Annotated in this window: 6 protein-coding genes and 2 tRNA genes; 3 read left to right on the top strand and 5 right to left on the bottom strand. The window is 60.9% G+C overall.

Features of this window, described 5'->3' with window-relative positions:
- Positions 1 to 149: 149 nt before the first annotated feature.
- A tRNA-Phe gene (locus BRA42_RS02705) sits at positions 150 to 223 on the bottom strand.
- A gap of 134 nt (positions 224 to 357) precedes the next feature.
- Between BRA42_RS02705 and BRA42_RS02700 the strand changes: the two genes are divergently transcribed.
- A complete protein-coding gene (locus BRA42_RS02700) occupies positions 358 to 1,332 on the top strand; it encodes a DHH family phosphoesterase (protein ID WP_292408876.1) in 975 nt (324 codons plus the stop codon).
- Here BRA42_RS02700 and BRA42_RS02695 read toward each other — a convergent pair.
- Positions 1,319 to 2,104 carry a hypothetical protein gene (locus BRA42_RS02695; protein WP_342771126.1) on the bottom strand — a complete coding sequence of 262 codons (786 nt, stop codon included), beginning with the start codon at positions 2,102 to 2,104 and terminating at the stop codon, positions 1,319 to 1,321. The two genes, BRA42_RS02700 and BRA42_RS02695, sit on opposite strands and share 14 nt — an antisense overlap.
- A 42-nt stretch (positions 2,105 to 2,146) precedes the next feature.
- On the opposite strand from BRA42_RS02695, the gene metG reads away from it, so the two are divergent.
- Entirely contained in the window at positions 2,147 to 4,141 is a 1,995-nt protein-coding gene (metG, locus tag BRA42_RS02690) for a methionine--tRNA ligase (protein WP_342770918.1), read from the top strand.
- 102 nt (positions 4,142 to 4,243) lie between these two features.
- Here the strand turns inward: metG and BRA42_RS02685 are convergent.
- The 3 genes from BRA42_RS02685 to BRA42_RS02675 all read right to left on the bottom strand — a co-directional run bounded on the left by BRA42_RS02685 (position 4,244) and on the right by BRA42_RS02675 (position 5,506).
- Positions 4,244 to 4,318: transfer RNA gene (locus BRA42_RS02685), tRNA-Arg, on the bottom strand.
- A 79-nt stretch (positions 4,319 to 4,397) separates the two neighbouring features.
- Entirely contained in the window at positions 4,398 to 4,787 is a 390-nt protein-coding gene (locus BRA42_RS02680) for a DUF473 domain-containing protein (RefSeq protein ID WP_292408871.1), read from the bottom strand.
- 5 nt (positions 4,788 to 4,792) lie between these two features.
- Entirely contained in the window at positions 4,793 to 5,506 is a 714-nt protein-coding gene (locus tag BRA42_RS02675; RefSeq protein ID WP_292408869.1) for a proteasome assembly chaperone family protein, read from the bottom strand.
- 59 nt (positions 5,507 to 5,565) lie between these two features.
- Between BRA42_RS02675 and BRA42_RS02670 the strand changes: the two genes are divergently transcribed.
- Positions 5,566 to 5,892: a DUF5611 family protein gene (locus tag BRA42_RS02670; protein ID WP_292408867.1), complete on the top strand. Its 327-nt coding sequence runs from the start codon at positions 5,566 to 5,568 to the stop codon at positions 5,890 to 5,892.
- The last annotated feature ends 108 nt before the right edge of the window (positions 5,893 to 6,000 follow it).

Genomic DNA, 6,000 nt, shown 5'->3' with positions numbered 1-6,000 from the left:
TCGCCACGCGGGGGAGGGGCCGGGAGGGGGAAACCCCCTCCCGGCTGAGGTGTTTTGGGACGACCTCGATCTTAGGACAGCAACATGCTCTCCACATCTCGTTGGAAGCCAGGCATGCAGGCTCAGGAATTGAAACAGAGTTTAAAATATGCCCCCGCCCGGATTTGAACCGGGGACAACCAGATCTTCAGTCTGGCGCTCTCCCAGTCTGAGCTACAGGGGCTTCTGTCTTACAATGTTGTTTGTTGTCCCTAATAAACTCTGTGTCCCCGGGGTATGCCGCTTTGCACCGGGCTGCGGCACAGGAACGCATCCGAAAAGCGTCTGTTTATCACGTCGTACACCGATATGTTACCAATGGACCGGAGCGATCAGAACCGGGATGTCCGGGACAAGAACCTCATGCAGGCGCTTTCCGGGAGGACGGAGTCCGTTGTGCATCTCACGCACAACGACCTCGACGCCGTCGGCGGCGATGCCATCCACCGGAGGAAATATGGGGGCGTCTTCACCGTCTGGTCTTCGGTCGGCAAGTTCCTCCCTCTCCTGGATGCCGTGGCCGGCTCTCCGGGCCGGGGCGACCTTCTCAGCATATCGGATATCGGTTACCAGCCGGGCGTCGAGCAGCGGCTCGCGAAGGCCCGGTCGAACGGGTGGCGGATCGAATGGCGCGACCATCACCGCTGGAAAGATGAGGAGATCCGCGCCGTCGATGCGAAGACGAGCCTTCTCCACATCGACGTCGCCACCTGCGCCACCGGGATAGTCGCGCGCGACCTTGCCCCCGGCGACCCCGTAGCGGAGGAGATCGCGCGGGTCGTCTGCGACTACGATCTCTGGAAGCACCAGGACCCCCGGTCGAAGATGCTCGGCCAGGTTGTCATGCGGAAAGGCTTTCGGGAGTACGTCCGCGACAATCTCGTCCGGGGCACCATCGTCGATGCAAAGATAGAGAACGAGTACGGGCAGATCGCCCGGGAGATGGAGCGCGACATCAAAAAGAGCCTCCGTCACACCACCATCATCGCCAACGGCCGCTACCGGATGGCGTTCGCCCCGCTCTACGGCTACCCGAGCGAGACCGCACACGCCATCCGCGAAGAATTCGGCACCGATATCGAGGTGATCGTCTCCGGAAACGGTCGTATCTCCATCCGCTCCGTCCCCCCGATCAGCCATCTCATCGCCCGGGAGTTTTCCGGCGGCGGTCATCCCCACGCAGCCGGAGGCACGTTTTCGTTCACCCTCCTCGACCGCTTCCTCTTCTGGCTCATAAAAAGGAACCGCCACTACCGCCGCCTTGCGGAGACGGCGGAGTCTATCGAGGAATGAACGCCCGGTCTACGAGACCTTTCCAGTAATCCGGGCAACCGTCCTTGCAGTAACCGCCGACATCGAGCATCTCCGGATCGGCGAATGCGGCCGCCGCCGCAAGGTCCTCCGCCTCCGGGTCGAGCAGGACCAGTCTTCTGACGCGGAACCGCTCCATCAGGTCCTCCGCCCGGCCGATCTCTTTTGCCGGGAGGATGAGGTAGCTCTGGTACTCGAGCAGCAGTTCCAGGTCGAAGGTCTCCGGATTCCGGGGGAAGAAGAGAATTTTCCGGCCGGCAAGCACCTCGAGCTCGATCGTCTCCGCCGCATCCGCAATTAAGATATGCCCCTGCACGCCCATGTCCCGCATCTCCCGCGCGAGCCGGGCATACGCGGTCGCGATCGTCTCGAAAAACTCCTCTTCGTCCCCCAGGTAGCCGTCCCAGAATCCGAGCATGTGGGGAGCGGGGAGAGAAAACCAGGCCTCCTTCCGCCTTGCCCGGACGGCGCGTGCATCTTCGGCTACGGCGGAGGGGTCGATGCCCGGCTCACTGACGAGCACCGCGTCCGCCATGCCGAGGAAGGCTTCTCGCCACCGCTCTCCGTAGAAGAGGCCGCCTGCGGCGGGCATCGTCACCCCCTCCTGGACGTCAAGCGACCGTTCGAGCCGGTAGGTGGTGAGGTCCGCTTCTTCCCCCTTCTTCCCTTTCAGCCATTCTGCGAGTTCCGGAACCGTGGGCTCCCCGACCTCGGAGCCGAAGGACCGGACCGGTATCGTAATCCGTCGTGCCATGCGCTGGTATCTTTATTAGCATCGCAACCAGAGTAGATAAGGATGAGTGGTAAGCCGTTGCTGGTAACGTGCGGGCTCCCGTACACGAACGGTCCCTGCCATATCGGGCACCTGCGGACCTACGTGCCGGCGGATTTTTATGTGCGATATATGCGCCGGTCCGGGGAGGAGGTCGTCTTTGTATGCGGTTCCGACAATCACGGAACGCCGATTGTGATCAGCGCCGAGCAGGAGGGCTCGACCCCTCGGGCCCTCTCGGAGCGCTATCATCAGCATTTCAACGATACGTTCCGGCGGATGGAGGTCATCTTCGACCGGTTCGGCATGACCGACGACCCTATGAACCACGAGACCACCCGCTCGATCGTGCAGCGGCTGATCGAGAACGGCTACGTCTATGCAAAGACCGTCAGCCAGAGTTACTGTCCCAAATGCAAGCGGTTCCTCCCGGACCGCTACGTGGAGGGGACCTGCCCCCACTGCGGGGCGGTCGCCCGGGGCGACGAGTGCGACCAGGGGTGCGGCCAGCACCTTGAACCCGGCGAGATCAAGGATGCGGTCTGTAAGATCTGCGGCACGAAGGCGGAGTACCGGGAGCAGGAGCACTACTTCTTCAGGCTCTCGGCGTTCCGGGACTTCCTCCTCGACTACCTCCCCAATCTCCGGGGCACGGCCACCGCCCGGAACTACGCCCTCGGCTGGGTGAAGGAACTCCTGCACGACTGGTGCATCACCCGGACGCTCGACTGGGGCGTTAAATTCCCGGGGAGGGACGACCTCGTCGTTTACGTCTGGGTCGACGCACCGATTGGGTATATATCGTTCACGAAGGAGTGGGCAGAGACCGCGGGCGCCGACTGGAAGAACTACTGGTGCGGCGACGACACCCGGGTCACGCACTTCATCGGGGGGGACATCATCTATCACCACTGCATCTTCTGGCCGGCGCTCCTTAAAGGGGCGGGCTACGGCCTTCCGTATGCGGTGGTCGCAAGCGGCATGGTCACGATCGAGGGCAAGAAGTTCTCGAAATCGCGGGGGAACGTTGTCTGGGCAAACGACGACTACCTGGACCGGGGACTCCCTGCGGATTACCTCCGCTACTACCTCCTCTCCTACACCAGCCACACAAAGGAACTTGACTTCTCCTGGAAGGTCTACGCCGAGCGGGTGAACAGCGAGATCGTCGGGACGCTCGGAAATTTCATCTACCGGACGATGTACTTCGCCGGGAAAGAGTTCTCCGGCGTGCCGGACCTCGCTCCCCGGCCGGTCGTCATCGACGAGATCGCGCGGTCGCTCTCCGTGGTCGATGCACTGATGCAGGACTACGACTTCAAGAACGCCGTCGATGCGATGATGGCACTCGCGTCGTTCGGGAACTCCTACATCCAGAGCAACGCCCCCTGGAAGTTGATCAAAGAGGACCGGGGCGCGGCTGAGCAGGCGATCGCCGACTGTCTGCAGATCGTGAAGGCGCTCATCCTTATCTTCCAGCCCCTGATGCCTGACGCGATGCAGCGGGCCTGGACGATGCTCGGCTACGACGATGATGTCGCGGACCACCCGATCGCCGAGGCCACGGAGCCAATGAAAGCCCATACGCTTCCAGAGCCCGCTCCCCTGTTCGCAAAGATCGATGAGGCCCAGGTCAGGGATTTCGAGACGGTCCTTGCCGCGCGGGTCGAGAGGGCGAAGGAGAACTCGGAGAAGAAGAGCCCCGTCGTCTCCATCGAGGAGTTCGAAAACCTGGATATCCGGGTGGCAAAGGTCGTTTCGGCCGAGCCGATCAAGGGCTCGAAGAAACTCTATAAACTCATCGTCGACCTCGGGGGCGAGAAGCGCCAGGTGGTCAGCGGCATCGCCGGGTTTTACGCCCCCGACGAACTGGTGGGAAAGGACGTGGCGTTGATCGCAAACCTCGCCCCGGCGAAGATCTTTGGGGTCGAGAGCAGGGGGATGATCCTTGCCGCCGGCGACGAGGCCTCCCTCCTTGTCCCCCTCCGCCCGGTCAGGCCGGGGACGAAGGTCCGTTGAGGCGGGACGATCCATCAAACTTTTTTTTTCGTCAGTCTGACGGGCGGCCCGCTCACTTCATTCGAAAAACTCCGGGCCAGACGGTGCGAGAAGAGATGGAAGCGGGCCTGGGGGGATTCGAACCCCCGGCATCCGGGTTAGAAGCCCGGCGCTATGTCCTGGCTAAGCCACAGACCCCTGCTGTATTCCCATACATTTTGGTCTCCCGGGGATATTAACCCTTTGAGGGCGCGGTGTCGTGGGAAAAGAAAACGGATCAGCCGGCGCGGTAACACGCCGCCCTGATGATCTCGACCTTGGTCGGGTCTCCCCATTTCCGCCCTTCAACGTCGCGTGCAATCGTCGTTCCCCGGAACTGGACCTTGATCCGGGCCGACATCCGCTCCCGCTCCTCAAAGGCGAACGAGCTGGTGACCTCGACCCGTTTCATGCTGATGTTGAGGACAAGAAGGTCGACCATGATCCCCGCATCCCCGGGTGCGAGGTCTTCCTCGTTGACCGACGTTATGAAGAGACACTCTCCCGGCGCCGTCTCGGTCAGCGTGATGATGTTGTGGGCGCTGCTCAATTCGAGGGTGCGAGCCTTGCCGGTCTTGAGTTCGGCGATCACCGACGGTGAAATTCCTGTTAATGCTGCATACTTCATGGTCTTCACCCGTACATCGGCAGTTGCTCTCTCCGCGGCGTCGCCTCGGTCTTCTGCACCTGCTCGGAGATCTGGGCCATCGCCGCCTCGATCTCCACCGCCTGTTCGAGCAGCGGCTTGACGTCCAGGTTGAGATGATAGAGTTTATTTAAGACCTCAATCGTGGCCGCAGAGGACCGCGGGTCGGGGGTATTCACCGTCTCACCGAGAAGTCCGATCCCCGGTATGCCCCGTGTCTTGCACTCCGTGAGAAGGCTTGCTGCAATGCCGGAGATGCTCCCCATCGGGAGGATGATCGTCTCTTCCTCAATACGCTGGAGAACCTCCCGGCTGGTTGCAACCCCAAAGACCCTCTTTTCAGGTTCGTTCGTGATGATCCCGGCAATCGTGGCGATCTCCCGGACGTTAAACTGGGTGAGCCAGTCCAGGATGCCGTTTGCCACCTCGTAGCAGATCATCGGGTGGATGGGGACATCGGAGATGACTGCGGCGAGACTATCCTTCTCGTAGAGGCGCACGGGCGCATTGATCACGCCTTTTGTCATGAGAGCGACCGGCGGGAAATATTTGCTGGTAATCGTCCCGATCTGCTCGAATTCCATCTGTTCGACGAGGTATTGCAGAGCAATACTTCCGACGAGTCCGCTGCCAGGGAACCCTATCAGCACCGTTTTATCGGCGCCGTTAAGCGCTCTGGCTATAACCTTTATATCATCCATGGGGATCAACCACGTATTCTCGGTTAGTTTAACATAGATGGCTGTCCCTTAAAAATATTATGCAAGAATACCAGATCAAGCGTGGATACACAAAAAATCTTGCAGAATCCATGGTACAGGGTCTCCGCGATCAGTTCGAGACTGAACCCACGACCTCGAGGGACGGCCATTACACCATCGCCTACGGAGCGCTCCTGCGCCTTGAGGTCCGGCTGGGTGCGGGAGGCAAGACGTTGATCGTCGATACCGAGGCGGACAAAGCCGCCACCGACGAGACGATCATCGACACCAACCGCCGGTTCCGGAACTACCTCCAGCAGGTGACCGGGTATACGGCAAAAGAGCGGGCGAAGAAGGCCCAGCAGGCCCTTAAGGGAAGCACATAATCGGGTCGTCCTCCGGGGGTATTCCTTCCGTTTTGCGGACCCGGTGGATGGATGCGCGAACGATCTATGGGCGGACGCATAGGTGAGGCACGAAGCAGATATCTTCTG

The organism is Methanoculleus sp. UBA374 (assembly GCA_002508705.1).
In the GTDB taxonomy this organism is placed as follows: Archaea; Halobacteriota; Methanomicrobia; order Methanomicrobiales; family Methanoculleaceae; genus Methanoculleus; species Methanoculleus palmolei.
The sequence above is the reverse complement of the archived record's forward strand: the minus strand, read 5'-3'. Positions and strand labels throughout refer to the sequence as shown.